The following is a 25019-nucleotide window of genomic DNA, read 5'->3' as shown; positions in this document are numbered from 1 at the left end:
GGCTCCCTCCCGGTCCGGCGTCCGTCTCAGCGGGTGTCGCCGGTGTGGAGGGTCTCGGCCATGGGGGACGCGCCGTCGATCACGTAGGAGCGGATCGAACCGAGGTACGCTTCGCGGTCGATACGCCCGTCGCCGTCGGTGTCCAGCGCGTCGAACGCCTTCTCGGCGTGGTCGGCGCGGTTGCCGAGGGCCACACGCAGCCGGACGAACTCCGGTCGGCTCAAAGTGCCGTCGACTTCGGTGCCGGCGAGGTCGAACAGCGATCCCAGCGCCTGCCGGCAGACGTCGTCGAAAGCGCCGGCGCCCGCCCACGCCGCGTACTCGTCGAAGGTCACCTTGCCGTCGCCGTCCGCGTCCATGGACGTGTACACCCGCTCGTGAGCCGCGAGCGCGGCCAGCACCAGAGGATCGTCCCCGTTCCGTCCGAGCACCGCCGCCGCGCGTGCGGGACGAGCGAGGTACTCCTGCCGCGAGATCACACCGTCGCCGTCCACGTCCAGCATGGCGAAGATGTGGCCCTTGGCCGTGACGGCGGCAGTGGTGGTGCGCATGGGCATGAGATCGTCCGATCGCCGAGAGAAGCCGAGGTCAGCCGATGCCTGCCCGGACCCGCGGACCGTCAGTCGCCGCGTCATCCTGACGAGTGAACACGTCACGTCGTGCCGGTGAGACGCCGGCCATCGGGCTGGGCCGGAGCCCCGCCGGTCCTCGTGAGCCGGGTCGGAGCGGCGCCGGCGCCCTCACTTGTCGTTGGCCATGACCCTGACCACCTTGCCCTTGGTGTCCGTCTGGAGGTAGCCGGTCTCGCTGTAGGCGTTGCTGAGGTACACGGCCATTCCGTCGGGCGTACCGAAGTCGGGGTCCGCCAGTCGCAGAACGAGGTAGCGGGTGGTCACCTGATCGACGTTCAGCTTCTTCTCGGCGTCGCGCAGCAGCGCCGGCACCACGTCCCAGTCGAAGCCGTCGAGGGTGACGGGCTTGTCGCCCGGGAACAGCGTCGAGCTGATGATGCCCTTCTGGACGGCCTGCCCGGGACGGTAGGTGTAGGTGTCGTACTTGGTGTCGCTGCCCTTGACCATCAGGTCGGCGGAGACGTACTCCGGATAGACCGTGAGCCCTCCGAAGCGGTCCCTGCCGGTCTCCTTCTTCAGCGCCTGGACGGCGGTGCGGATACCCGCCGGTGTCAGCATGTCGGCGCCGCCGGTCCGTTCCTTCCCGGCCGGTGAGGCCGAGAAGGGGGACGACCCGCCGGACGGCGTCGCCCCAGCGGTGGCGCCGGCGGAACGCGAGGGGCCGGACGCGCCGGAGGCGGGGGATCCTCCGTCCGGCCGCAGCGTCCAGACGAGCGTGCCCGCGAGCGCCACTCCCGCGACGGGCAGGCCGACCCGTATCCAGCGCCGGTGGCTCCGGCGTACCGCCACGGTGGTGGACCCGGGCCGTGCGGTGCCCGGGCCGGTGCCGGGCGACACGGTCTGCCCCGGGCGCCTGTCGTAGGGTCCCTGAACCATCACGGGTGCCGGACCGAAACCCTCCGACCCGGTCGTGTCGCCGTGCGCAGGCACGCCGGGCACCGCCGGCCCGGTGCCCGGAGGCGGTGTCGCAGACGTCTGCGGCCCGGGGACGGAACGCTGTCCGCCGAGCGGGGGGAGCAGTGGGTACGACGTGGGCGTGACGGCCTCGCGGGACGCGGCGTCCAGCATCCGCTCCAGCTCCGCGGCGTCGGGGCGCGCCGCGGCGTCGCGGACGAGGACCAGGGTGAGGACGTCCGTCAGCGCGCCCGCCCGGACCGGTGGCGGAATCTCTTCGCTCAGGACGGCGGCGAGCGTCGCGAGCGTCGTGTTCCGGCGCAGCGGGTGATGACCCTCCACAGCGGTGTAGAGCATCATCGCCAGCGACCACAGGTCCGAGGAGGGGCCGCCTTCGTGGCCCGAGACGCGTTCCGGCGCCATGTAGTCGGGGGTGCCGATGATCGACCCGGTGGCCGTGAGGGCGGTCGACTCGCGGATCGCGGCGATACCGAAGTCGGTGAGCACGGGGCGGCCGTCGGGACGCAGGAGGACGTTGGCCGGTTTCACATCGCGGTGCTGGACGCCGACCTCGTGCGCCGCGCGCAGGGCGGCCAGTACCTCGCGCCCGAGAAGCGCGGCTTCCCGCGGGTCCATGGGCCCGCGGGCGAGACGATCGGCCAGGGAACCACCGGTGACCAGTTCCATGACGATCCAGGGGTAGGTCCCCGGGCCGCCGTCCACGATGTGGTGGATGGTCACCACGTTGGGGTGGTCGACCCGGGCCAGCGCCCGGGCCTCCCGCAGGACCCGCTCCCGCAGCATCCGCGCGGCTTCCGGGTCGTACTCGGCGAAATCCGGGTCGGGCGGACGGACCTCCTTGACGGCCACGCCCCGGTGCAGCACCAGGTCCCGGGCCAGCCAGACCGTTCCCATGCCCCCACCGCCGAGCCGTCTCTCCAGCTCGAACCGCCCGTCGACAACCCGTCTGCCGCTGTTGTCGCTGCCCGCATCGCTCATGGACGGGAGCATAGTTGCCGGCACGGGCGGCCTCGCCCCCGCCCACAGGTGATCGGGCGAGGCAGCCCCGCGCGTTCCGGGCCACCGGTCGACGGCCGTGGTTCTCGCAGGCGACGACCGGCTGGGGGCCCGCGAGAACGCGATACGGCCTACCGTCGGGCGGGGCTCGCCAGGCGGCGCGTCACGGGCGCAGGACGACCGAGTTGATGCTGGTGAGGTCGAGAGTCGAGTACGCGCCCTCGATCATGTACCAACGGCAGTCGTTGCCGTCGGACCCGATGCACAGGTCGACGACCCACCCGTCCGTCTGGTTGTTGAAGACCGTGTGGTTGCCGATCTGGTTGTCGAGGTTGTAGACGCCGGACCAGTAGACGTACGAGGGGCGGTCGTTGTTCCACCCGGCGTTCTGCGGGTAGATGCAGAATGCCCCGGACGGGCAACCGTGGACCGTTCCGGCGGTCGTCGACGCCTGCGCCGGCGTGCCGGTGAGGGCCAGCGCCCCTATGGCCATGGCCGTGGTGGCGGCGGCCCCGAGCCGTCCGGTGACAGCACGCAATCTCATAGCCCCTCCTGGAAGTTGACGTGCACGTGAGTGCGATCACGCACATCCTCGTGCGGCCGCCGCCGGTTGCCCAGGCATTTCGACGATCTTCGAAAGGGACGCGCTCCGCACCGCGTGTTCCGCTGCGGACGCCGGACGCCGGACGGCAGAGGCCAGACGGCAGACGGCAGAGGCCAGACGCCAGGCGTCCGGCGATCACCGGCGCGGTGCGCGCGGGAAAGGTGCCGTGAGCAGGTGTACGAGCGCGACTCCCCGTTCCGTGGGCAGCAGCCGCACCTCCCGGCCATGACGCTCACGCAGCAGCAGTCCGGCCGCTGCGAGGTGCTGACAGTGGTACGTCGTGGTGCTGACGCCGAGGTGCAGGTGGCGGGCCAGTTCGCTGACGGTCGGTGAGTGCGGTAATCGCTTGAGGATCTCCGCCCGGACCTCGCCCAGCACCGCGGTGAGCCCGTCGGGCGCTCCGGCCGGCGGCGCCGAACCCGGGCGGGAGCGACCCGCGATGTGGTCGAACCCGGGAACCGGATACCCGATCCAGAGCGCGTCCTCGCGGTCGGCGCCGTACATCCGTGCCCGGTGTCCGGAAGCCAGGGGCACCAGCACCAGGGGCCGTCCACCGAGACGGGTGAGGTGCCTGGGGCAGCCGTGGGGCAGCCGCAGGACACCTTCCTCGTAACGGACCTTGCTGTCGAGACCGGTCAGCAGTCCGTCGAGTCCGCCCGTCACGGCTGCGAAGCCGATCCGTTCCGCCTCCCGGCCCAAGTAGGGATCCGCGTGCCGCCACAACGGGGCGAACACTTCCCAGGCCGCCTCGACGACCAGCCGGTAGGCCCGGAGGAAGGCGACCGGATCGTCCATGAGCGGCCGCCAGCCGCTCGGGACCGCAGGGGAGTGGAACGCAGCCACCTCCTCGGCCAGTTGATGGGGATCCGTCTCGGCCAACCCTGTGAGGACCTCGGGCATGGCCGAGGCACCGAGATCGCCGATCAGCGCGAGTCGGTCGGGCAGCCACGCATCGCGCGAGGCGAGCACCGGGCCGACGACGGCGGCCGCGTGCGCGGGAACCGCCGCGCGCACCGCTTTCCGCCAGTGTTCCGGCACTCCGTGGAGCCGGTCGGCGAAGACGTCCTTCACGATGGAGAACAACGTCGCCCCGGGATGACGGCTCACCCGGACACTCACCCGCTCCATCGACTCGAGCCGCACTTCCCTGGAAAGCATTCGGCACTCCTTCCCCCAAGCAGCCCCGGACCAAGAAGGGTAGGCAAAGGCCACGGACTCGCGGAGGCGGCGCGACGACGCGAGCGGTCGCCCGTCTCGGCGTGCCCCGGGAGGGGCGGCCGGGGCCCCCGACAACCGCCGGACCGACCACGCCCTACGACCCCCATCCGGGTGAACCCTGAGGCCGTCGGCGTGTCGGGGTGGAAGGGCTGTAGTGCCGGAGGCACAGGCCTTCGGACGAGTCCACGTTCCGCTCAAGGGCCGGCCACTGCCGCAGTGGCCGGCCGGTCGATGCCCGGACCGGGCCAGGAGGATGCCGCCATGGCTGTTCCCGTCCAGATTGATCACCGTTCCACCGGCTACAGCCTCAAGCGGGCCTACTGGCTCGCGCTGGCCTCGGACCTGGCCTACAAGGACGAGCCCACCATCGAGGCGCAGGCCCGGCAGTGGGGGTTCGACACCGTCCGGCACCACCAGACACGGTTCACCCCGCCGTTCCCGCTGCAGGACACCCAGGCCTACACCATGGCCAGCGACGACATGATCGTCACGGCGTTCCGCGGCACGGAGCCGCAGCAGATCAAGGACTGGCTCTCCGACGCCACGACCCCGCCCCGGCATGGTCCGGCCGGCACCGGCTACGTCCACGACGGCTTCGGTGAGGCGCTGGAGTCCATCTGGCCCGACGTGAAGAACACCCACGACGAACTGCGCACCAACGGGCAGACCGTCTGGTTCACCGGGCACAGCCTGGGCGGAGCGCTCGCCATGCTCGCCGGCGCCCGCATGTACTTGGAGGAGCCGCGCCTGGCGGCCGACGGCGTCTACACCTACGGCCAGCCCCGCACCTGCGACGCCACCCTGGCCAAGGCCTACAACAAGGGCTTCAAGGGCCGGATGTACCGGTTCGTGAACAACAACGACATCGTCCCCCAGATGCCGCCCGAGCCCGCCTACACCCACGTGGACGCGCTGCGCTACATCGACTCCCACGGCAAGGTCCGCGATGCGATGCCGGTGGTCGGCGGGCTGCTCGACCGCGCGGCAGGACTGACCGCGGACCCGTTCGCGCCCGTCGGTGACGGTTTCCGCGACCACTTCATGCACAGCTACCTGACCGCACTGGAGAAGAACCTCACCTGACCCCCCGGCCACGCGGGCGACGCCGTCGGAACGCGCCGGCTGAGCCCCGGCCACGCAGGCCACGGCACCGACACACGCCGACCGAGCCCGGAAGGACCCCCTCCATGGCGAGCAGTGCAACGGTCAACATCTTCTTCAGCCTCCGCATCCCCTCCGACCTCGTCCAGGCCCTGGTCGATCTCCAGAAGGAACACCGCGACCTCATCGACCCCCAGGCCCGCGAACACCTCCACATCACGCTGGGCTTCATGCACCAGGCGGACGCCGGGCGCCTGGCGGACGCGGCGGCCGTCATCAGCTCACGCACCTGGCCCACACCCACCATCCGGCTGACCGGCGAGGTGCGGCACGGCAGCTGGCAGCTGCAGAAGAACCCGGACTACCACTACCGCGACGACCTCGTGCAACAAGGCGAACAGGTACGCCTCGGCGTCGACCACACCGCCGAGCTCCGTGAGATCCAGACCGACATCACCCAACGCCTGGACATCGCCGAAGACGGCTACTGGCCGCACCTCACCCTCGGCCTCGCCCGATCCGACTTCCCCCGCTCGGACGCCGAAGCCCTCCACCTGCCCACGCTCAGCGCACCGGCCCCGGGCCTGGACATGCAGCAGGAGATGAGCACCACCGACTTCCGAGTGCTCATCACCCGTCCGCTCACCTGATACCGCGATCAGCCTCCCCCCCCCCGCACCCGGCGATCGGCCCCGATCCGCCACCCCGGTCAGCGCGGCCCCGCATCCGGTCAGCTCGACAGGAGGGACCGCGCCAACGCTCGCGCCGGTCGCAGAGGGCCGGGCTCGGCCCGGCCGGGGTGCCGAGCCGCGCGCTCACCGGCCGGCTGCGCAGCGGATGCCTGCGGTGCGCCACGTCCCGCGGGGGGCCGCGGTCCTCAGCGCGCGCCGCTGGGGTCAGCTTTCCGGCCTGGTGAGCCGAGTGGCGAGGCGATAGGAGACGGTGACGTCGCGGTACTCCCGGCCGGGCACGATCGTGTCGGGAAGGCGGGTCCGGTCGCTGCGGCTCGTCGACTCCCGTTCTCCGGTGCCGGAGAAGCGGACGGCGGTCCTGGGTTCGTCCGTGAAACGGAGGCGCTCGGCGCGGACCGTCGACCGGAACGATATGTCCCACGCCTGGCTCTCCCTTGCCGCACCTGCCGTTCAGGGCGGCTCCTCCCGCTCCTCGGCGGTGCGGCGGCGGGGCCGGGGTGCGGGCTTCCCGTCCTCGGTGCGCACGCGGCGTCGGGCACGGGTGCCTTCCTGACTTCGGACAGGCCGGCGCCTGCCCGGGTCCCCGGCTTCGCGGACCGCGCCCCGTCCGGCCGGCTCGGGGCGGCGCGCGACGCCACCCGCCGAGTCCGGGACGTCCCCGACGGCCTGACGGCCGTCCCGCACCGCTTCGCCCGCCGCTTCGGTCACGCCGGGAGCCCTCTCGACCACCTGGCCGGCGGTGTCACCGACCTCCGCACCGGTCTCGCCGACCACCCGGACCGCCTCACCGCCGACGTCCTCGACCACGCGTCCGGCCCCGGCGCCCACGTCCTCCACCACGCGTCCGGCCCCGGCGCCGACGTCCCCCACCACACGTCCGGCCCCGGCGCCGACGTCCCCCACGGCACGTCCGGCCCCGGCGCCGACGTCCTCGACCACGCGTCCGGCCCCGGCGCCCACGTCCCGGACGGCGCTTCCGGCCCCGCGGCCGAGGTCCTCAGCCGCCGAGCCGACGCCGCGACCGACGTCCTGAACCGCGGCACGAGCGCCCAGGCCGACATCCTGGACGGCCCTTCCGGCCCCCGTACCCAGCTCCCCGACGGCCTGCCGGGCTCCGCCACCGATGTCCTGCACGGCGGACCCGACACCGCGCGCCAACTCGTGCAGGATCTCCGGATTGCGGTCGAGCGTGGTGAGCACGCGGTTGATGATCGAGGCGACGTTGTCGAGGCGCACCCTGAGCTGGGCCTGCGCCTCCACGCCCGAGATGCCCAGGTGCACGCGGCCCAGCGACACGTCGGCGCCCACGTTCAGCTTCACCAGGTCGAGCACCTCGGCCTGGAGCGAGACATGCGCGCGCAGATCCTCGACGTCCAAGTCGATCTCGTCGACCTTCAGCACCGGAACGTCGAGGAAGACGTCGGGGTCCGCAGCGGCCGTCGCAGGGACACCGGCTGTCCCACCGCCGGGCGCGACCGTGCCCTCGCGGTCCGTGGCGGGCCTGTCGTACGGCTCCGGCTCGTAGTCGTACGGCTCGGGTTCGGTGTACTCGGCGATGTCCTCGGCGTCGAGTTCCCCGTCGTACTCGTCAGGTTCCCGACCAGCCACCTCGTCGTCCCCGGCGTTGCTCCGCATCACCGCGCCTCCACGAGTTCGCCGTCCCTTACGTCCATCTTGTCCCAGGATGCCTGTCGGTGCGCTGCCAGCGCCGCGACCGCCCCCATGCGCCCGATGGGCTGGGGAGCCTCTCGGGCCCGGTGAGTGCAGCGCAGATCTCGCCGCCCATGTCACAGATCGACCGGCCCTCTTGTCTCAGGAGGTGAAGGCAGACGCTGACGACAGGAAGGTGACGGCCATGCGGGTGTCCGTGGCAGGCGGGGCGGGGGAGGAGCCGGCGTGACCAGGCAGACGGAGAGGGCCGAGGAGTTCGAGGAGCTGCGGCCGCTGCAGTTCTCGATCGCCTACCGGATCATCGGCCGTGTGACCGAGGCCGAGGACGCCGTCCGCCAGGAGGCGCTCACCCATGGCTGATCGGATCGGGGGGGGGGACAGCCCCCGCACGCCCCGATCGCAGCATGTCCCCTGAGGCAGCGGCCCGCTGCGCTGAAACGTCGTGCGTGGCCGTCGGCAACCGTGAAACGGTGCTGTGCGAGCTTCCTTCACGACCGTCCGCCAATCAGCCCGGAGGTGCCTGTGCCCATGGAGATGAACCTGGTAGCGATAACGCTCGACTGTCCTGATCCGCTGGCTCTGGCGGCGTTCTACCAACAGGCCACCGGCCTCGTCCCCCATCCCAGGTCGGACGCCGACTTCGCGGGCCTCAACCGGGAGGACGGGCTCTTCATGGGCTTCCAGAGAGTGGACGGCTACCGGGCACCGACCTGGCCCGACCAGACCGTTCCCCAGCAACTCCACCTGTGTTTCCAGGTCGATGACTTGGACGAGGCCGAGGCTCGCCTGCTGAAGCTGGGGGCGCGCAAGCCGGACCACCAGCCGAACGGGGACCAGAGCAGGGTGCTCACCGATCCGGCCGGGCACCCGTTCTGTCTGACATCGAGGTGATCGTGCTCGGTCAGGATGCCGACCCCATGACATCCCGCCGGCCGGGGGTGCTCAGGCCGCCGCTGCCCGGCGTCGTTCCAGGCCTCGTCCGGCGGATCACGGGCCGGACCGAGGCCAGGGCCGGACCGAGGCCAGGGCCGGACCGAGGCGAGGGCCGGACCGAGGCGAGGGCCGGCCAGTGCCTAAATCGTGTTGACCGCCGCCGGCAGGCAGTGCTGGAGTCGGCACGTGGACAGCATCCCCGCCAACCGGCGGCTCTGGAACCGGATCAGCAGCGCCTACCAGCACGAGCACGACCCACAAATTGGCGCCACACCCCGGCTGTGGGGCATGTACTCCATCCCCGACGCGCACCTGCACGCCCTGGGCGACGTCACCGGCAAGCGCGTCCTCGAACTCGGCTGCGGCGCCGGCCAGTGGTCCAGGGCGCTCGCCGCCGAGGGCGCCACCGTGATCGGGCTCGACCTGTCCGAAGCCCAACTCGCCGCAGCGACCGACGCAATGGGAGCGGCCCGCTACCCGCTGGTGCAAGGCGCCGCCGAACAACTCCCCTTCGCCGCCGACACCTTCGACCTGGTGTTCTGCGACTTCGGTGGGCTCAGCTGGGCGCCCCCGCACCTGGCCGTCCCGGAGGCCGCACGCGTCTTGGGCCGAGGCGGGCGCCTGGTGTTCAACGTCGCCAGCCCATGGTTCGAAGTCTGCTACGACGAAGCCGCCGGCCGGGTGACCACGACGCTGCAGAAGGACTACTTCGGGCTGACCGCCATCGCCGAAGACGACGGCGCGACCAGCTATCAGCTCACCTACGGCGACTGGGTCAAGATCCTGCGCGGCGCGGGTCTCATCATCGACGACCTCATCGAGCCGCGGCCCGAACTCGGAACGCCCAACGGCTACAACGAGACCGACCCACCCGACTGGGCACACCGCTGGCCGGCGGAACTGCTCTGGGTAACCCGCAAACCGTGAGTTCCGGCGCGCCGGGACGTGAGGCATCCTCTCGCCGGACAGGCATCAGTCGCTGGTCTTGATGGCCTTCATGGTCAGGTGGGACTCGATACGCCGGATGGCGGGCAGGCCGCTGAGTTTGCCGGTGAGGAAGGCCTCGTAGGCGGCGTGGTCGGCGACGGCTACGCGGATGAAGTAGTCGGGGCGCCCGTACATGCGGCGGAACTCGATGACCTCCTCGTAGGCGGCGACGGTGTCCTCGAACTCCTCGAAGCTCCTGCGGTCCTGGGCGTAGATCTCGACGTCGATCAGCACCTGCAGGCCGCGGCCGAGAGCCTCGGGATCGATGACGGCCCGGTACCCGGCGATCACGCCGGCCTCTTCCAGCCGCTTGACGCGCCGCAGGCAGGGCGGCGGGGTCAGACCGACCCGCTTGGCCAGCTCGACGTTGGTCAGCCGTCCATCCTGACGCAGTTGAAACAAAATTTCGTGATCTACGGCATCGAGGGTCGGTTCATTGCTCATCAGAGGAGTTTAGCGCCACAACTCGCAACCATATAATGCTAAGTCTTACCTAAAATTGCACGCATGGGAACACGATCCGCCGTTACCGGTGGTCGGCTTCAGTCCGTGCCGGCCGCCCCCGAATCCGAGCCGGCCGCCCCCGAACCCGTGTCGGCCGCCCCCGAATCCGTGCCGGCCGCCCCCGGACCCGCAACGCGGTCCGAGGCCCGCGCGGCGTTCAAGGACTCGCTCGGTGTGGGCCTGGCGTTCCTGCCGCTCGGGCTCGCCTTCGGCGCACTGGTGACGCAGTCGGAGCTGCCGTGGTGGTGGGCCGGGCTGTCCGCGGCGCTCGCCTTCGGCGGATCGTTCGAGTTCCTGCTCATCGGACTGGTCACCGCCGCCGCCCCGCTGGCGGCCATCGCCCTGTCCGCCTTCATGGTCAACGTCCGGCACGTCTTCTACGCGCTGTCCTTCCCCTTGCACCGCGTGAACGGCCGCGTGGGCAAGGCGTACAGCACGTACGCCCTGTGCGACGAGGCGTACGCCCTGACCACGGACGAGCAGGCCCGTTCCTGGCCCGGTCGGCGCATCCTGTGGCTCCAGTTCCTCCTGCACCTGTACTGGGCCGGCAGCTCCACCGCCGGCGCCCTGCTCGGCTCCCTCCTCCCGGACAGCGTCACCGGCCTGGACTTCGCGCTGACCGCCCTGTTCACCGTCCTCGCCCTCGACGCCGTACGGAATCTGCGCGGCGACCTGCCCACCCCGGCGCTGGCCCTGCTCAGCGCCCTGGCTGCCCGGCTGCTCTTCCCGGGCCAGATGCTCCTGGCCGCCTTCGCCCTCTTCACCGCCGGCCTCCTGGCCCGCCACGTCACCACCCACCGGGAGCCGGGCCATGCCTGACACGCCCTACGTCATCGCCGCCGTCCTCGTCGCCGCCGCCGTCACCTGGGGCTTGCGCGCCCTGCCCTTCGCCGCCCTCGTACCCTTGCGCAACAGCACGACCGTCCAGTACCTCAGCACCCGCATGCCCGCCGGCGTCATGCTGATCCTGGTCGTCTACTGCCTGCGCGACCTCCCCCTCACCCACACGCGCGCGGCGGCCCCGCTGATCGCCCTGGCCGTCAGCGTCGGCCTGCACCTGTGGCGCCGCAACGCGCTGCTGAGCATCCTCGGCGGCACCGCCGTCCACGTGGCCCTGGCCAGCACCGTCTTCGCCCGCTGAGCGTCCCGACCGGCACCCTGGCGCTGTCGCTCGTCGTGAAGGCGTGGCCGGCGCTCCCACCCCTGGCGCTCCGACGAAAACCTTGGGGTGCTGCCCCGACGCGGAGCACGCGGCCGGCGCCGGAGCATCGACCGCAGGCGCCCGACGGACTCCAGACACGCTCAGCACCATCCGACGCTTGGGGAATCACCATGGCCTCATCCGCGTACCCGGCCTCCCGCACAGCCTCGTGCCACCTCGCGGAAACCGAGGAGCTCATCCCGGTCCCACGGCCCGTATTCGTGGGACGCGACCGTGAACTCGGCACGGCCCTGCGCGTGCTCCGGTCCGCCGCCGGACCGGCCGGTGTCCTGGTCGCCGGGGCGCCCGGCGCCGGCAAGACCCGCCTAGGCGAGGAGATCGTGGCCGCCTTGTCCTCCGTGACCGGCGCGCCCGGACCGGGTTCCCGGGGCGAAGGCGGGGACGGCGGTGCGGTGCGGTCCGTGCAGCGGCTGTCCCCGCCCGCGGTGATCAGCGGCGTGCAGCGCCTGCTGCGGACCGGGACGTCCCGCCCGCGCGTTGTGTGGATCGACGACGCCCACCTGCTGTCCGCGGACGCCGCCGACAACCTGCGCGAGCTGACCCATCGGCGCGAGCACAAACTCCTCCTGGTGATGAACAGCGCCGAGGCACCCCCGTGGCTCCACTCGCTGTGGAAGGACCAGCGCCTGACGCGCGTCGAGATGGGCCCGCTGGACGTGCTCTCCACCCGGCGCCTGGCGAGCGCACTGCTCGGGGACCGGCTCGCCCAGGCCGGGGTGGTACGGCTGGCCGCCATGGCGGACGGCAACCCGCTGCTGCTGCGGGAACTGGTGCGGGCGGCGCTCGCGCGGGACCTGATCGTGCGGGACGGCCGTCTCTGGCGGCTGGGCGACGGAGTGCCCGTCTCGCACGCGCTGCGGGAACTGGTCGCGCGACAGCTCGCCGGCCTGCCGGACGAGGCCCGCCGGGCGCTGGAGCTGATCGCGCTCGCGGAGCCGGCGCGTCTGGACGTCCTGGAGGGCATCGTCCGCGCGGACACCCTGCTCGCTCTGGAGGACGCCGCGCTCGTCCGGGTCTCCGACCCGCGGGCCGAACCGGTGCCGCGGACCGCCCGTTCGGCCGCCGTCGCCCACCCGTATGTCGGTCACGTGCTGCGTCAGGACGTCGGCCCGCTGCGTCGCCGGCACTACCTGCGGACCTGGACGAGAGCGGTGCCGCGCGAGGATGCGTCACCCGCCGAGCGGGTACGCCTGGCCCTGTGGCACCTGGACTCCGGCGACCTCCCGGGCGAGGACCTGCTGTGGGACGGCGTACGGTGCGCCCTGCACGACCACGACGTCTCCGCGGCGATCCGGTTGTCCGCCGCCGCCTGGGACGGGCACCCCGGCCCCGAGGCGGCCGAACTCCACGCCCGCGCCCTGTTCGCCGCCGGCGCCTTCGCGGATCTGCGCGCCTTCGTCGAGAAGGCGTCGGCCGACCGCCCCGAGCACCTGCACCGGCTCGCCCCCGTCCAGGCCCGCGCCGCCCTCTTCGAGGGCCGGCCGGAGGAGGCGGACCGGGCCGCACGGAGCCTGACCGGCACCCAGCGCTCCGCCTTCGCGGCGCTCGCGGCCGCCTTCCACGGGCGTTTCACCGAAGCGCTGGACCATGCGCGCAGCGTCCTGCACGACCCCTCATCGCCCTGCCGCGCCGAGTCCGCCCTGGTCGCCATGGGGTCCCTGGGGCGGATGGGGCGGCCACACGACGCCCTCGACCTCTATGCGGACTTCCGCTCCGGCGCCGGCGCCCGCGGACCCGGCGAGGAACCCTGCTGCATCTTCGAGGCGGACGCCGTGGAGGAGGCGCACGCGCTCGCCCAGCTCTACGCCGGCCGCCTGGACGAGGCCGAGGGCATCCTCTCGCGTGAGTACCGGACGGCCCTGCGGTGCGACCGGGTCGGGGTGGACGCCCGGCGGGGCCTCACCCTCGGGGTCGTCCTCCTGGAACGCGGCCGGATCCGCGAGGCCCTCTCCTACCTCTCCTTCTCCCCGGCCTACCAGGCCGCCTGGCGGCCCTGGCACATCCGGGCCGCCATCCACACCACCATCGCGGTGCACTGCCTCGCCGCGGAGTGGCACGGCCGGGCGGACGGCCTGCCGGAGGGCCCGGGCGAGGGTCCGTACGGCGCGGAACTCGCCGCCGCCCGAGCGTGGCAGGCCCACCGGCGGGGCGAGCAGGAGCGGGCCCGGCTCCTGCTGCACACCGCCGTGGACGCGGCGCTCGAGGCCGGCAGCCACGGGGACGCCGTCCTCCTGCTGCACGAGATCGCCCGGCTCGGCCTGCCCGGGCACCCGGCCGCCGCCGAAGACCTGCCCGTGCAGGGCGCGTACCTGCGCAGCCGCCTGCACTACGCGCGGGCCGTCTCCTCGGGCGACGCCAAGCTCCTCGGCCGGGTCTGCCGGTCCCTGGCGGACGCCGGCGCGCATCTGTACGCCGCCGAGGGATACGCCGAACTCGCCCGGCTGCAGCGCCGGGCCGGCAGGGAACGCGCGGCCACCGCGTCGACCGTGACGGCCCGGGCGCTGCTGCGGCACTGCGGTGACGTGATCACACCGGCCCTGCACTTCCTGGGCGACCCGGCGGCGTTGTCGTCGCGGGAGCGGACGGTGGCGCGGCTGGCGGCGGAGGGGCTCACCGACAAGGAGATCGCCCAGCGGCTGGTGGTCTCGCCGCGCACCGTCAGCAACACCCTGTACCGCGTCTATCAGAAAGTCGGCGCCTCGGACCGCAGGGACCTGCGCCGGCTGTTGTCCGGATGAACCCGTCGAAGGAGCCGATGACCGTGTCCGACCTGGAGATCACCTACCGGGGAACCGTCTACCCGTGGCACTGCGACCACATGGGCCACATGAACGTCATGTGGTACGTGGGGAAGTTCGACGAGGCGACCTGGCAGCTGTTCGCGACGATCGGGCTGACCCCTGCCCACCTGCGGGAGCGGCAGCGCGGCATGGTCGCCGTGGACCAGCGGATCTCCTACCGGCGCGAGGTGCACGCGGGCGACGTCGTGGTGGTGCGCTCCGGCGTCATGTCCACCGGGACCACGTCCCTGCGGTTCTGCCATGTCATGGAGGACGCCGTCAGCGGTGAGGTGTGCGCGGTCACGGCGGTGACCGGGGTGCACATCGACACGGTGGCCCGGCAGGCGGTCCCGCTGCCCGCCGAACACCTGGCGGCAGCCCGCGAACGGCTCACCGCGTTCGATCCCGGACTGTGAGACGGATGCCGGCGCGGGCCGCGGCGCGCACAGCACCCGGCGCGCACAGCACCCGGCTCCTGCTGCACGGAGACCGGGCGCGGGCCGCAGCCTCCTGCCGGCGCCGCGGCACCGCGTCGGCGCGCTGGGCATGACCGTGCTCCGGGCCCACGTGCTCGGTCGGCCTGCTCGGTCCGCGCCGCTCGGTCCGCGTGCAGGGTTCGCGCCGACCGGTCCGCGTGCTCGGTTCGCGCCGCCCGTCCGCCTCCGGAGCAGGCACCGGAGCCGGTCCCGGCAGAGCACGAATTACTCATGTGCCACCCGCAGACCGATGAGAGCGTCGTGTACCAGCACTGGGAACGAGCGGAGAGCGGAAGAGCATGAGCGCGCACGGCGAAGTCGACATGGGCCACACGGTCGCGGGATGGACCGGCACCACCATCGCGATCCTGGGAAGTGCCGTCGCCGGCGCCGGCCTGTGCCTGGACTCGGTGGCGGCGCTGGGAGGCGGCGCGGGCATCGTCGTCCTCGCCGTCCTCGTGACCTGGGTCCTGCACCTGACGGGCTGGGGCAAGCCGAGCGGTCCGCGGCCCCGCGCCGAATGGGACTGGCGGGTCCGGGACTCGATGGCGGGGCACCACAGCTGTCTCGGCTGCGCTCTGGCGGGGCGCCGCCGGTCCGCGCCCGGAGCGCGGACCGACGCCCCGCCGGCCACGGCCACCCACGACGAGCCGGCCGTCGCCGAGGCCTGACCTTGCCGCTCGACCGGCCCACCCACCCCGCCACCCCGTCGTCAAGCCCTTCTCGGGCGGGGCGGCGGGGTCGCGGCGTGGTGGGGCCCCCTCCTCCGCCTGCATCGAGTCGAGCTCGAAGTCCTCTCGGCCGGCAGCCGACCCCCGAAGCCGGAGCGCCAAGTGGTACGACAGCTCGGCCACGGCTCACCACGGGTCCCGACCGTCTCACCGCTCCTGCACCGCGGTCAGGCACGTCGTCGACAATGATCAGATGGACGTCATCGAGCTGCTCGAATCGGCTTCCCTCCTGGTGCCGGAGGATGTCGCCACCGTGAACGACATCACGGTACGAGACGTCTGGGATTACCTGGCCCACGACGAATGGCAGATCGCCCTGAGCCTGTTGGAGGAACTCGGGGACGGGCAGACCCTGCCGTTGACCTTCTGGGAGCAGCTTGCCGAGGCGGCTGAACAGCTCCGCCTCGAACGGAGCGCGGCTTGGTGCCACTGGCGGTGTTCCGAGGTCCGCAACGGGATGGTCCGAGCGGACCTGACGCTCCGTGCGGCCGCAGAGGCGCGACGCAGGACGCCCGTTCCCGCCCACGGTGTTCTGCGGCCCATGTGGGACATCGGCAACGTCTCGGCCGGCGGCGAGGCTTCGGTGAACATCGCCAGGCTCTGGGTCGAAGACATGCCCTCTCTGGAGCCCGGGGGGCGGGCCACCGTCCGCCTCGTCCCTCTCACCCCGTCTCACTGGCGGCACGTCAAGCCCGGCCAACGGATCACCATGCACGAAGACCGGACCGTGGCCGGCACCGCAGTCGTGCTGGAAGTCCGACTCCCGGCCACTTCCGGACCCACGCGTTGACGCCGACTGCCCAGACCTCGTACGGGTGCAGGTGCTCCGTACGCGAACACGCCTGCGTCCCAGGCCCCCGTGGCTGAGGACGGCAGGGCAGACGGGTGTGCCCGCGTCCGGTCGGGACGCGGGCACAGGGCGGTCGGATCCGTCAGCCGACGGCGGTGAGGCGCTTCGCACCGCGGGCCCGGGCGTTGGCCACCCAGAGCAGGACGAGTCCGAGCGCGGCCCAGGTGAGCAGCACGGTCAGCGGACCGGCCGCACCGGCGCCGTCGAAGAAGCCGGCGGAGCGCAGCAGCGAGGCACCGGCGCCCGGAGGCAGCAACTGGCCGAGCGCACCCCACGGTTCGGGCAGCATCTCCGGTGCCGTCGACACCCCGGACAGCGGATTGCCCAACAGCAGGACGGTGATGACGCCCAGTCCGATGCCGCGGTGGCCCAGGGCCGAGCCCAGACCGGCCAGCGTGACCGTGAGGGCGAACACGATCAGTACGACCGCCGGAGCCTCGGCGAGGTAGTCGCCGTCCAGGGCGCCGATCCAGCCGTGCACGACGGCCGTGGTGCACAGCCCCGCCACCACGGCGAACGCGGTGGCCGCGACCAGCCGGTCGCGCAGGCCGGTGACCTTCAGCGCGATGAGGATGCCGCCGATCATGCCGGTGAGGACCAGCGGCAGCAGTGAGGAGGCGAAGGCCGCGCCGCGCGGGTCCTTCTCCGGGGCGGGCCGGACGTCCTCCACCGTGACCGGCTTGCCGCTCCGCTCCTCGATCTCGGCGGCGATCTGCGTGAACGCGGCGGTCACCGCCGCGCTCGCCGCCGACGAGACCAGCACCTTGGGCCCGGCCGGATCGGCCACGACCGCCGCGTAGGCGTCGCGGTCGAGGAGGGCCTCACGGGCCTCGTCCTCCCCCCTCACCGTGGTCGTGTCGAACGCGCCGGGCTTCGCCTTCGCCATGTGGTCCGCGACGGTCGCCGCTGCCTGGCTCCGACCGGCGATGACCACCGGCACATCGTGGGGCGCCGACCGGGCGTTGGGCCACGAGAAGGCTATTACGACGACCAGTTGGACGACGGCGAGCGCGGAGGCGATCACGACGGCCAGTCGCAGACCGGAGGGACCGTGACCGCGCCGGCCGCCTGCGCCGCCCATGGTGTTCCGGGTGGGGGGTGCGGGCCGGGGGCCGGGTGTGCCGACGCCGGTCGAAGAGGAGGAATGAGGGGACACGGTTCTCTCCAGGAGTGGGGCGGTGCCCGCGGTCTCCGAGGTGCGGAAGTGGCGGGGGGAGGGATGGGACGAGGGGAGGGGCGAATCGAGGGGACATGGGCAGGCGCGGCAAAGCCCGGACACAGTCCCCTTCTCGCGCGGCACCGCGGGGTGCAGCACACCGGGTGCACCACGCGCGGTGTGGGAAGGGGCAGCACTCTCCGGGGCGGTCGTTCTCGGTCGAGAACGCCCACGGCGGCCGGCCGTCGGGTCCAACGTAGGGGCGCCGGAACGGGCGCCGGCCAGCAACTCTTACTCAACCTTCCGCTCGAGCCGTGCCGAGCTCCCGCGCCCGCGACCCGCGTCCGGCCAACCTGGGTACGGCCCCCGGCCCCCGGCCCCCCGCTCAGGCCCGCCCCGGCCCCCGGCTCAGGCCCGCCCCGGCCCCCGGCTCCGGCCCGCCCCGGCCCCCGGCTCCGGCCCGCCCCGGCCCCCGGCTCCGGCCCGTCCCCTCCCGGCCCCGCCCCTGTCCCTGGCTCGCCGCCCCGACCCCGGCACCCGGGCCCCAGCCCTGCCTCCACCTCGGCCCCAGCCCATAATGGGCGCATGGCTGGTGTCCTGCTGGACCGGGACAAAGACCTTGCACTGCTGCGGCAAGGCGTCACCGACGCGCTGGCGGGAACACCCGGCTTCCTCGCGATCTCCGCGCCGGCCGGCATGGGCAAGACCCGACTGCTGCAGGAGGCCGAGCGTCTGGCCCGCGAGGCGGGTCTGCGCGTGCTGTCGGCCCGAGGGACGGAACTGGAACGCGACTACTCCCTCGGACTCGTACGGCAGCTCTACGAACCGCTGCTGCACTGCGGCTCCCCGGCCGAGCGCGAACGGTGGCTCGCGGGCGCGGCCGGACCGGCCGGGGCCGTCCTGAGTACGGCCGTGATGGACGGCGGAGCCGCGACCGACGGCGGAGCCGCGACCGACGGCGGCGAGGCCGGAACCGGCGAGGACGCGACCGACGGCGGTGAGGCCGGAACCGGCGAGGACGCAACAGAAGGCGGCGAGGCCGGAACCGGCGAACACGCAACAGAAGACGGCGAGGCCGGCAACGGCGCAGCCGGAAGCCGCGCGGCCGGTACCCGCGGCGCCGCACCCGGCGAGTTCGCCGTCCTGCACAGCCTCTTCTGGCTCACCTCCAACCTCTGCCAGGAGCGCCCGGTCGCCCTGATCCTGGACGACGCGCACTGGGGCGACGAGGCCTCGCTGCGGTTCCTCGCCTACCTGCTGCCGCGCCTGGCCGACCTGAGGCTCCTGGTCGTCACCGCGTTGCGGCCCGACGAACCCGGCGCCGCCCAGCACCTGATCGACCTGCTGCTGGCCGACCAGGAGTGCACGATCCTGCATCCCGGGCCGCTGAGCGCGGACGCCGCCGTCCGGGCACTGGAAGCCTGGTTCGGGCACGAACCGGACGCGGTCTTCGCCGGTGCCTGCCACGAGGCCACCGGAGGCAACCCGCTGCTCCTCGCCGAACTCTGCCGCGCCCTGGTCGCCGAGGGCCTGCCGCCCGCGGCGGACACCGTGCCGCACGTCGAGCGCCTGGGCTCCCGGGCGCTGGAACGCCGCGTGGCACGGGAACTCGGCCGTCTCCCGCCGGAGGCGGTGCGCCTCGCCCGGGCCGTCGCCGTGCTCGCCCCCCAGGCGCACCCGGCGCACGCGGCACGCCTCGCCGGCCTCGACCCCGTCCACCTGGGCCGCCACCTCCCCGACCTCCACACCGCCCACCTGCTGGCCGTGCCGTGCGAACCCACCGCGCCGCTCGACTTCGTACACCCCCTCGTCCGCGCCACGGTCCACCGCACCACCCCGCCCGCCCAGCTCGCCGACCTGCACGCGCGGGCGGCCGCCCTCCTCGACGCGGCCGGAGCCCGCGTCGAGCAGGTCGCCGAGCACCTGCTGCGCGTGCCTCCCGCCATGGACCCGGACACCGTCACCACCCTGCGCGCAGCCGCCCGGCAGGCGCTCGCCACCGGGTCCGCCGAAGCCGCCCTCGCCTATCTGCGCCGCGCCCTGGACGAGCCGCCGCCGCGAGCGGAGCGCTTCACCCTGCTCACCGATGCGGGCACCGCCGCCTTCCTGATCGACCTGCCCACAGCCAAGCGCTACCTGGACGAGGCCGCCGGACTCGCCGAGGATCCCCGGACGCGGGGGCGGCTGGCCACCATCCGCGAACTGGTCTACCTGGTGGGGATGTGGGACCCCGCCCACACCGTCGCAGGTGTCGAGGAGGCCCTGGAGAGCCTGCCCGCCGAGGACGACGACCTGCGCAGGACGCTGGAGGCGATCCTGCTGGCCGTGCCCCTGGTGACACCGGGCTGGACCGGACTGCTGGAGCGACTGCCCCGGCTACGGGCCCTGCCCCCGACGGGGACCCTGGGGTCCCTCGCCCTCGACTGCCTGATCGCGGTCTGCGACGCCTACGCGGGCGATCCCCGCTGTGTGGCGCACTCCCGCCGGATCCTCGCCGATCCACGGGTGCGCCAGGCAGCCGCGAGCGGCGCCTTCCTCTTCATGAACGCGGCCTTCCCCCTGGTCGTGCACGACCAGGACGAGGGACTGACCGTGTGCGACGCGCTCATCGCGGACGCCCGCGCCACGGGTTCGCTGCTGTCGCTGTCCGCCCTGCGGGGATTCAGGGGCTTCGCCTGGCTGCAGCGCGGCGACCTGGCGGAGGCCGCCGACGACCTGAACGCGGCCCTCGGTCTGGCCACCACCGCCCGCACCCCGGTGCACCAGTACGCAGTGATCCCCTGGCTCGCCGAGACCCTGCTCGAACAGGGCTCGACGTCGCGGGCCGAGGCCATCGTGGACGAGGCGCTCCGTCCCTTCCAGGATGGCGGGGCCGGCGAGAACAGCCGGAGCCGCGAGACCCAGGCGTACGGATTCCTCCTGTACGCCCACGCCGTCGTGCTGCACGCGGCAGGCGAGTACGAGGCGGCACTCCGGGCGGTCCTCGACGCCGGCGCGGACTTCACCGGCAGCGGCGGACAGAACCCGGCCGTCCTCCCGTGGCGCTCGCTCGCCGCGTCCTGCCTGCACGCGCTGGGCCGCACCGACGAGGGCCTGCGGTACGCACGGCTGGAACTCGACCGCGCCCGCCGGTGGGCCTCGTCCCGGGCCGAGGGCAGGGCCCTGCGCACGGTCGGCCTGCTCACCCCCGGAGCAGAGGGCATCGGGCTGCTGCGGGAGGCCGAAGAACTGCTGCGCCCGTCCTCGGCACGGCTGGAACACGCCAGGACGCTGGTGGCTCTCGGCGCGGCCGTCCGCCGGTCCAACCAGCGGTCCGAGGCCCGCGCCCTGCTCGGGGAGGGCATGGAGCTCGCCCACCGACTCGGTGCCCCGCCCCTGGCCGAACACGCCCGCACCGAACTGCGGGCGGCCGGCGGACGCCCCCGCACGCCCCGTCAGACCGGCCCGGAAGCGCTGACGCCCAGCGAGGCCAGGGTGGCGCGTCTGGCGGCCACCGGACTGACGAATCGCCAGGTCGCCCAGCAGCTGTTCGTTACGACGAAGACGGTGGAGGTGCACCTGTCGGCGGTGTACCGGAAGCTGGGGATCAAGCACCGCGGTCAGCTTGCCTCCGCCGGCCTGTCCGCCGGCGTCTGACGGGCCCGGCCCAGGTGGAGTACCGATGACTCAGGGAGGCCGACGAGCGGTCGCGAAGACTTCTGTACGACGGAAAGACAAGCGATGCGTCGGAGGAAGTGTTCATGACTGCACTACGTGGCCGGCTCGGCCGGCGTGGGCGACGCGCGATCATCGGTGTGGCGGTTGCCGCGCTGGTGACGGTGACGGTCCCGGCACTGACCCATGCGGCCGACGGGACCGGCCGGGACGCACCCGGCCGGTCCGGCGGGAAGGGCGCCGCGGGACCGGGCTGGATCGAGGAGTCCTTCTACGCCGAGGTCCCCGAGGACGGCGTCTTCGAGACGCACCGCGGTGACCTGCCGCTGGGCGTCTTCCCCGAGGGGATCGCCAAGTTCACCGAGCCGCGCCTGCAGAAGGCCTTCGCCCTGGGCGGCAAGATCCGCGACAAGCACGGCGAGGTCGTCGGCTTCGCGACGGAGATCGAGGAGGTGCTGCCCGAAACGGACTTCGAGACGGGCAAGCTGCTCACGCACACCGTGTGGACGCTGTTCTTCCCCGGCCGGGGAAGCCTCGTACTCGACCAGATCGAGAACTCCTCCGAAGTCGCCGCCAAGGTCTTCAAGCCCGCCTTCGACAGCGGCGAACCGTGGACCGGCTCCCTGGAGGCGGAGACCACGGCAGGACCGCGGAGCGACGGCAAGGGAGTCATCCTCGGCGGCACGGGCGAGTTCGCGGGGGTCCGCGGGACCGGAGTCGAGATCGCCTCCCTGCGGCGCTTCGACCCGGCGACCGGAACGCTGGAGGGCACCTTCGAACTCCGTTTCCGCTACCACCGCACCAGCCGCTGACACCGCGGCCGCGCGGGTGGGGACCGGCCGTCCCCACCCGCTTCGGTGTACCGCCGTGCGGCACCTGACCGGTCAGGAAGGCGTCTTCGTCACCCTCAGGTCGAAGGCGAACGCGTCGCCGCACGTCAAGGACACCGTCTCACCGAAGACTGCGACCGTGACCCTCGCGGCGAGCCGCTGGTTCGTCCCGGTCGAGACGACGTTCCAGCCCGGCTCGCGGTAGACGTCGTGGACGCGCACCGGGTCTCCGACGGCGGTGTAGGTCCCGCCGACCGACGCGGTGCCCACGGCGTCGCCGCCCTCTTCGCCGAGTCTTTCGAGCGGCACGTCGGCGGCGACCGTGCCGTCCCCGAACAGCGAAGCGGGGTTCGTGCCGCCCCCGTACTGCCCGTCGGGTCCCTCCACGGAGACCGAGACGACATTGCCGTAGAAGGAGTTGCCGTACAGCTCCACGGCGACGGACCGCTCGCCGCTCTGGCCGTGGCAGGCCAGGACGTGCCCGCTCTGCACCGTGTGCACGGCGCCGGGGTGTTCGCCGGCCGCCGCGTGCGCCGGCACGACCGCCGGCCCCGCGCCCGCCGCGACGCATACCGCCAGCGCGGCCGTCCGTGTCAGTTTCCTCAAGTTGTCTCCCAGTGCTTCGGCGCCACCACGTCAAAGGACGCGACTGCTGAGTGAGACACACCGGCTCCGCCCTGGGATGTAGGCGAGGACCATCTCCTCTCGGGCCAGCCGGCCCACCCGGCCCGTCCGCCGGTCTCACCGGCCCACCCGGCCCGTCCGCCGGTCTCACCGGCACACCCGGCCCGTCCGCCGGGTCTCACTCCGCTTCGCGCCAAGCCGGTCGGACCGGTCCCGGCGGTGGAGCGGACGGCTCGGACACGTCCGCCTTCGAGTAGCGCCTACTCAGCACCGCTGCGGGCGGCCCGGTGATGCTGTGAATGCGCCGCGGACGGCACGCACTGCCGACTGGCGCCGAACGACGGTGCCGGCCGGCTCGTACCGGGAGGCGCCGGTGAAGAACGTCTACGGAGGACGAACAGGCATGGCCGAGAAAACGGTGTCCGTCGGTGAACTGAAGCTGTGGACGGAGGACTTCGGGGACCCCACCGATCCAGCCCTCCTGCTGGTCACGGGGGCGTCCGCCCCGGTGATCCACTACGAGGAGTTCTTCTGCCGCGACCTGGCGGCGCGAGGTCACCACGTCATCCGCTTCGACCAGCGCGACATCGGGAAGTCCACCCCTGTCGACTGGGAGGAGTCCCCCTACGACTGCCGGGACCTGGCCAGGGACGCCACGGCGGTCCTGGACGCCTACGGCATCGAGTCCGCGCACGTCATGGGCGTGTCCATGGGCGGCCTGATAGTCCAGTTCCTCGCCCTGGACCACCGGGAGCGGGTGCGCTCCGCGACCATGATGTCGACGAGTTCCGCACTGGCCGGAGTCGTGCGGAGGCTGTCGGGCGAACCCTCGTTCTTCGACCCGCCGCCGTTCGCCTCCTTCATGGAGGGAACCGCCGCACTGGTCGAGGAACTGGCCGCCTGCCCCCCGACCACGCGGGAAGCGGTCATCGACGCCCAGTTCAGGACGTTCCTGCTGTGCACCGGGCCGGTCCGCGACGAGGCACGGCTGCGCGAGCTCGCCGCCGAGGGTTACGACCGGGCGGTCGCTCCCGGCCGCCCCGACCACCATCCGCTGGCGGTGGGAGCCTCGGGCGAGGACCTGGCGCCCCGCCTCGCCGGGCTCGACCTGCCGGTTCTCGTCGTCCACGGCAGTCACGACCCGATCGTTCCGGTCGAGCACGGCCGCCGCCTCGCCGCCACCATCCCGGGTGCCGAACTGCTCGTCCTGCAGGGCTACGGGCACATCGCGCCGACACGGAACATCTGGGCGCAGCTGTCCGAGGCCGTCGCCGCGCACACGGGCAGAGACTGAGGCATCGGTTCACCGGTAGCCCGAGGGCGGGCCGAGGACGCCCACGTAAGCGATACGCGAGTAACGCCTACTCCTTCTCCGCCCGGGCATGGCGCGGCTCAAGACCATCGTCTTCTTCGCCGCGGTGCTGCCCCAGTTCGTCGACCGCGACCGGGACGGCGTCATCGCGCAGATGCTGTTGCTCGGAGCGGTGTTCAACGTGATGGCCCTCGTCTTCGACAGCGTCTGGGGACTGGCCGCGGCGACCGCGCGGGAGTGGTTCGCCCGTTCTCCCAGGCGGCTCGCGGCCATCGGCGGCGTCGGAGGGTTCACGATGATGGGACTCGGCGTCACCGTGGCGGCGACCGGTCGCATGGACTGACTTCCGGCGACCGGCCGTACGGACCGACTTGCCGGCGACCGGCCGTACGGACCGACTTGCCGGCGACCGGCCGTACGGACTGGCCCGCCGGCGACCGGCCGTACGGACCGACTTGCCGGCACCGAGGTGGCGGTGCACGATCCGCGGATCACGGAAAGACGCGACCGGGTGGACGAGCGGCTGCCGGATCCGGCCGGGACGAGCCCGTGGCGGCCGTATCCGAGCCGGCGTCCGTGTCCCTCGGCCGGCATCCGCCGCCCGTTGTCCCCTGCCCGGCATCCGCCGCCCGTTGTCCCTCGACCGGCATCTCCGCCGCCCCTTCGCCACTCGGGTCACAGGCGCGGGGGAGTGGTGCCGGCGACCGCCGACCCGCCGAGGGAGAGCCCGTTACGGCTGTTCGGCAACCGTCATCTCGCCCAGGAGCGACCAGTCGTCCTGCGGGATGGTCGCGTTCACGATGCGGGGCGTCTCGACGAGGTAAGGCGGCAGCTCCTGCTGTGCGGCCTTGAAGTGCGCCGACTGCACGTGGGCGGCCCCTGCCTCGTCGTCGCGGAAGGCCTCGACCAGGACGTACTCGGTCGGGTCCGCCACACTGCGGGACCAGTCGAACCAGAGGCAGCCGGGCTCCCGGCGCGTTGCCTCGGTGAAGTCGGCGGTGATCGCCGGCCACCGGTCGGCGTGTTCGGGACGGATGCGGAACTTGGCGGTGATGAAGATCATCGGTTTTCCTCTCTCCATAAGTGCTTGCTGTGCATCAGTCGACTCCTCGGCACCGCCCGGGCCCCGAC

22 protein-coding genes and 2 pseudogenes are annotated in these 25019 nt (G+C 72.7%); 15 read left to right on the top strand and 9 right to left on the bottom strand.

Annotated elements, in window-relative coordinates; all coding sequences use genetic code 11:
* Positions 1 to 26: 26 nt before the first annotated feature.
* The 4 genes from ABZ576_RS19590 to ABZ576_RS19575 all read right to left on the bottom strand — a co-directional run bounded on the left by ABZ576_RS19590 (position 27) and on the right by ABZ576_RS19575 (position 4305).
* Positions 27 to 551, bottom strand: coding sequence for an EF-hand domain-containing protein (locus tag ABZ576_RS19590; protein WP_360741795.1), 525 nt, complete (start codon positions 549 to 551; stop codon positions 27 to 29).
* Between the two features lie 189 nt (positions 552 to 740).
* Complete coding sequence (locus ABZ576_RS19585; RefSeq protein ID WP_360741792.1) at positions 741 to 2525, bottom strand: protein kinase; 1785 nt, start codon at positions 2523 to 2525, stop codon at positions 741 to 743.
* Between the two features lie 181 nt (positions 2526 to 2706).
* Positions 2707 to 3087, bottom strand: a complete 381-nt coding sequence (locus ABZ576_RS19580; protein WP_360741789.1) for a hypothetical protein — start codon at positions 3085 to 3087, stop codon at positions 2707 to 2709.
* Between the two features lie 195 nt (positions 3088 to 3282).
* Entirely contained in the window at positions 3283 to 4305 is a 1023-nt protein-coding gene (locus tag ABZ576_RS19575) for a winged helix-turn-helix domain-containing protein (protein ID WP_360741786.1), read from the bottom strand.
* Positions 4306 to 4626: 321 nt separating this feature from the next.
* On the opposite strand from ABZ576_RS19575, the gene ABZ576_RS19570 reads away from it, so the two are divergent.
* Both ABZ576_RS19570 and ABZ576_RS19565 read left to right on the top strand, forming a co-directional pair.
* Positions 4627 to 5448: a lipase family protein gene (locus ABZ576_RS19570; protein ID WP_360741784.1), complete on the top strand. Its 822-nt coding sequence runs from the start codon at positions 4627 to 4629 to the stop codon at positions 5446 to 5448.
* A 104-nt stretch (positions 5449 to 5552) separates the two neighbouring features.
* Positions 5553 to 6116 (top strand): hypothetical protein, encoded by a 564-nt coding sequence (locus tag ABZ576_RS19565; protein ID WP_360741781.1) that lies wholly within the window; start codon positions 5553 to 5555, stop codon positions 6114 to 6116.
* 492 nt (positions 6117 to 6608) lie between these two features.
* Here ABZ576_RS19565 and ABZ576_RS19560 read toward each other — a convergent pair whose 3' ends face one another.
* Positions 6609 to 7793 (bottom strand): hypothetical protein, encoded by a 1185-nt coding sequence (locus ABZ576_RS19560; protein WP_360741778.1) that lies wholly within the window; start codon positions 7791 to 7793, stop codon positions 6609 to 6611.
* A 261-nt stretch (positions 7794 to 8054) separates the two neighbouring features.
* Here ABZ576_RS19560 and ABZ576_RS19555 point away from each other — a divergent pair.
* The 3 genes and pseudogenes from ABZ576_RS19555 to ABZ576_RS19545 form a co-directional block, all read left to right on the top strand.
* Positions 8055 to 8168 (top strand): annotated as a pseudogene (locus ABZ576_RS19555) (RNA polymerase subunit sigma-24); the annotation flags it as partial.
* A gap of 183 nt (positions 8169 to 8351) precedes the next feature.
* Complete coding sequence (locus ABZ576_RS19550) at positions 8352 to 8720, top strand: VOC family protein (protein WP_360742116.1); 369 nt, start codon at positions 8352 to 8354, stop codon at positions 8718 to 8720.
* Positions 8721 to 8948: 228 nt separating this feature from the next.
* Positions 8949 to 9689 carry a class I SAM-dependent methyltransferase gene (locus ABZ576_RS19545; protein WP_360741776.1) on the top strand — a complete coding sequence of 247 codons (741 nt, stop codon included), beginning with the start codon at positions 8949 to 8951 and terminating at the stop codon, positions 9687 to 9689.
* Positions 9690 to 9734: 45 nt separating this feature from the next.
* Here ABZ576_RS19545 and ABZ576_RS19540 read toward each other — a convergent pair whose 3' ends face one another.
* Positions 9735 to 10193: an Lrp/AsnC family transcriptional regulator gene (locus tag ABZ576_RS19540; RefSeq protein ID WP_360741773.1), complete on the bottom strand. Its 459-nt coding sequence runs from the start codon at positions 10191 to 10193 to the stop codon at positions 9735 to 9737.
* 63 nt (positions 10194 to 10256) lie between these two features.
* On the opposite strand from ABZ576_RS19540, the gene ABZ576_RS19535 reads away from it, so the two are divergent.
* From ABZ576_RS19535 to ABZ576_RS19510, 6 genes are all read left to right on the top strand, one after another.
* Positions 10257 to 11072, top strand: a complete 816-nt coding sequence (locus ABZ576_RS19535; protein WP_360741771.1) for an AzlC family ABC transporter permease — start codon at positions 10257 to 10259, stop codon at positions 11070 to 11072.
* Positions 11065 to 11394, top strand: a complete 330-nt coding sequence (locus ABZ576_RS19530) for an AzlD domain-containing protein (protein WP_360741768.1) — start codon at positions 11065 to 11067, stop codon at positions 11392 to 11394. The genes ABZ576_RS19535 and ABZ576_RS19530 overlap by 8 nt, the downstream gene beginning before the upstream one ends.
* 281 nt (positions 11395 to 11675) lie before the next feature.
* A complete protein-coding gene (locus ABZ576_RS19525; protein ID WP_360741766.1) occupies positions 11676 to 14213 on the top strand; it encodes a LuxR C-terminal-related transcriptional regulator in 2538 nt (845 codons plus the stop codon).
* 17 nt (positions 14214 to 14230) lie between these two features.
* Entirely contained in the window at positions 14231 to 14671 is a 441-nt protein-coding gene (locus ABZ576_RS19520) for a thioesterase family protein (protein WP_360741763.1), read from the top strand.
* A gap of 359 nt (positions 14672 to 15030) precedes the next feature.
* Complete coding sequence (locus tag ABZ576_RS19515; protein WP_360741760.1) at positions 15031 to 15402, top strand: HGxxPAAW family protein; 372 nt, start codon at positions 15031 to 15033, stop codon at positions 15400 to 15402.
* A 253-nt stretch (positions 15403 to 15655) separates the two neighbouring features.
* Positions 15656 to 16252, top strand: a complete 597-nt coding sequence (locus tag ABZ576_RS19510) for a hypothetical protein (RefSeq protein ID WP_360741757.1) — start codon at positions 15656 to 15658, stop codon at positions 16250 to 16252.
* Between the two features lie 142 nt (positions 16253 to 16394).
* Here ABZ576_RS19510 and ABZ576_RS19505 read toward each other — a convergent pair whose 3' ends face one another.
* Positions 16395 to 17393, bottom strand: a complete 999-nt coding sequence (locus tag ABZ576_RS19505; RefSeq protein ID WP_360741754.1) for an ABC transporter permease — start codon at positions 17391 to 17393, stop codon at positions 16395 to 16397.
* A gap of 660 nt (positions 17394 to 18053) precedes the next feature.
* On the opposite strand from ABZ576_RS19505, the gene ABZ576_RS19500 reads away from it, so the two are divergent.
* Complete coding sequence (locus tag ABZ576_RS19500; RefSeq protein ID WP_360741751.1) at positions 18054 to 21104, top strand: LuxR C-terminal-related transcriptional regulator; 3051 nt, start codon at positions 18054 to 18056, stop codon at positions 21102 to 21104.
* Between the two features lie 104 nt (positions 21105 to 21208).
* Positions 21209 to 21934 (top strand): hypothetical protein, encoded by a 726-nt coding sequence (locus ABZ576_RS19495; RefSeq protein ID WP_360741748.1) that lies wholly within the window; start codon positions 21209 to 21211, stop codon positions 21932 to 21934.
* Positions 21935 to 22006: 72 nt separating this feature from the next.
* Here the strand turns inward: ABZ576_RS19495 and ABZ576_RS19490 are convergent, their stop codons facing one another.
* Positions 22007 to 22558 carry a hypothetical protein gene (locus tag ABZ576_RS19490; protein WP_360741745.1) on the bottom strand — a complete coding sequence of 184 codons (552 nt, stop codon included), beginning with the start codon at positions 22556 to 22558 and terminating at the stop codon, positions 22007 to 22009.
* A 421-nt stretch (positions 22559 to 22979) separates the two neighbouring features.
* On the opposite strand from ABZ576_RS19490, the gene ABZ576_RS19485 reads away from it, so the two are divergent.
* Complete coding sequence (locus tag ABZ576_RS19485; RefSeq protein WP_360741741.1) at positions 22980 to 23870, top strand: alpha/beta hydrolase; 891 nt, start codon at positions 22980 to 22982, stop codon at positions 23868 to 23870.
* A gap of 85 nt (positions 23871 to 23955) precedes the next feature.
* A pseudogene (locus ABZ576_RS19480) lies at positions 23956 to 24231 on the top strand (LysE family transporter); the annotation flags it as partial.
* 387 nt (positions 24232 to 24618) lie between these two features.
* Here the strand turns inward: ABZ576_RS19480 and ABZ576_RS19475 are convergent.
* Positions 24619 to 24951: a putative quinol monooxygenase gene (locus ABZ576_RS19475; protein WP_360741738.1), complete on the bottom strand. Its 333-nt coding sequence runs from the start codon at positions 24949 to 24951 to the stop codon at positions 24619 to 24621.
* Positions 24952 to 25019: the final 68 nt, after the last annotated feature.

Source organism: Streptomyces sp. NPDC013455, assembly GCF_040632975.1.
Lineage (GTDB): Bacteria > Actinomycetota > Actinomycetes > Streptomycetales > Streptomycetaceae > Streptomyces.
Note: the sequence above shows the minus strand (reverse complement) of the source record. Positions and strands in the feature narration are given on the sequence as shown.

Excerpts from the sequence above, each read along its gene's own strand:
- ABZ576_RS19590 (WP_360741795.1), bottom strand. The coding sequence starts at position 551 with ATGCGCACCACCACTGCCGCCGTCACGGCCAAGGGCCACATCTTCGCC.
- ABZ576_RS19585 (WP_360741792.1), bottom strand. The coding sequence starts at position 2,525 with ATGAGCGATGCGGGCAGCGACAACAGCGGCAGACGGGTTGTCGACGGG.
- ABZ576_RS19580 (WP_360741789.1), bottom strand. The coding sequence starts at position 3,087 with ATGAGATTGCGTGCTGTCACCGGACGGCTCGGGGCCGCCGCCACCACG.
- ABZ576_RS19575 (WP_360741786.1), bottom strand. The coding sequence starts at position 4,305 with ATGCTTTCCAGGGAAGTGCGGCTCGAGTCGATGGAGCGGGTGAGTGTC.
- ABZ576_RS19570 (WP_360741784.1), top strand. The coding sequence starts at position 4,627 with ATGGCTGTTCCCGTCCAGATTGATCACCGTTCCACCGGCTACAGCCTC.
- ABZ576_RS19565 (WP_360741781.1), top strand. The coding sequence starts at position 5,553 with ATGGCGAGCAGTGCAACGGTCAACATCTTCTTCAGCCTCCGCATCCCC.
- ABZ576_RS19560 (WP_360741778.1), bottom strand. The coding sequence starts at position 7,793 with ATGCGGAGCAACGCCGGGGACGACGAGGTGGCTGGTCGGGAACCTGAC.
- ABZ576_RS19540 (WP_360741773.1), bottom strand. The coding sequence starts at position 10,193 with ATGAGCAATGAACCGACCCTCGATGCCGTAGATCACGAAATTTTGTTT.
- ABZ576_RS19535 (WP_360741771.1), top strand. The coding sequence starts at position 10,257 with ATGGGAACACGATCCGCCGTTACCGGTGGTCGGCTTCAGTCCGTGCCG.
- ABZ576_RS19530 (WP_360741768.1), top strand. The coding sequence starts at position 11,065 with ATGCCTGACACGCCCTACGTCATCGCCGCCGTCCTCGTCGCCGCCGCC.
- ABZ576_RS19520 (WP_360741763.1), top strand. The coding sequence starts at position 14,231 with ATGACCGTGTCCGACCTGGAGATCACCTACCGGGGAACCGTCTACCCG.
- ABZ576_RS19515 (WP_360741760.1), top strand. The coding sequence starts at position 15,031 with ATGAGCGCGCACGGCGAAGTCGACATGGGCCACACGGTCGCGGGATGG.
- ABZ576_RS19510 (WP_360741757.1), top strand. The coding sequence starts at position 15,656 with ATGGACGTCATCGAGCTGCTCGAATCGGCTTCCCTCCTGGTGCCGGAG.
- ABZ576_RS19505 (WP_360741754.1), bottom strand. The coding sequence starts at position 17,393 with ATGGGCGGCGCAGGCGGCCGGCGCGGTCACGGTCCCTCCGGTCTGCGA.
- ABZ576_RS19500 (WP_360741751.1), top strand. The coding sequence starts at position 18,054 with ATGGCTGGTGTCCTGCTGGACCGGGACAAAGACCTTGCACTGCTGCGG.
- ABZ576_RS19495 (WP_360741748.1), top strand. The coding sequence starts at position 21,209 with ATGACTGCACTACGTGGCCGGCTCGGCCGGCGTGGGCGACGCGCGATC.
- ABZ576_RS19485 (WP_360741741.1), top strand. The coding sequence starts at position 22,980 with ATGGCCGAGAAAACGGTGTCCGTCGGTGAACTGAAGCTGTGGACGGAG.
- ABZ576_RS19475 (WP_360741738.1), bottom strand. The coding sequence starts at position 24,951 with ATGATCTTCATCACCGCCAAGTTCCGCATCCGTCCCGAACACGCCGAC.